This window comes from Oleiphilus sp. HI0125, assembly GCF_001635355.1.
Genome location: NZ_LWGF01000924.1, coordinates 1 through 760 on the forward strand (window position 1 = coordinate 1; position 760 = coordinate 760).

1 protein-coding gene is annotated in these 760 nt (G+C 48.0%); it reads right to left on the bottom strand.

The window, feature by feature from the left end:
• Positions 1-760: dihydroxy-acid dehydratase (locus A3762_RS16040; protein WP_197469307.1), on the bottom strand; the 760-nt coding region annotated here is incomplete at both ends.

The window sequence follows — 760 nt, forward strand, 5'->3', positions numbered from 1 at the left end:
CCATCTTTACGGTCACCATCTAGGCTTGGCCATCTTGTCGCTTGGCTAAACGCGGTCTGTGTTGGAATGCCCGCTGGACCTGCTTTAAAGAACTCTGCCAATTCAGGTGAGTNGTTTTGCATGATGTCCCACTCGGCTAGCGCTTCTTTCATTGTTGCTGAGTGAACGGTTGGCGTATCTGTATGCAGAATGCCAGCACGATCGAGTTCGCCCAAGATAGCCATGATGCCGCCTGCGCGGTGAACATCTTCAATATGATACTTTGGAGAGTTTGGTGCGACTTTACATAGCTGAGGAATCTTGCGACTTAGTTCGTCGATGTTCTTCATTGAGAAATCCAACTCTGCTTCTTGTGCCGCAGCGAGGAGGTGAAGAATAGTGTTTGTTGATCCGCCCATGGCAACATCAAGTGCTACAGCGTTTTCAAACGCTTTAGTGTTGGCAATTGATCGAGGCAAGACAGATTCGTCGTCTTGTTCGTAGTAACGGCGCGTAATATCAACGATCAAATCTGCTGCTTTTAAGAACAATTTCTCACGGTCGGCATGCGTCGCGAGTGTCGTGCCGTTACCAGGAAGCGAAAGACCAATCGCTTCAGTTAAACAGTTCATTGAATTTGCGGTAAACATTCCAGAGCATGAACCACATGTTGGGCATGCGCTGCGCTCATATTCGGCAACTGTTTCATCATCGGCTGTATCATCCGCTGCGATAACCATCGCGTCGACAAGATCGAGTTTATGTTCACTCAATTTTGTCT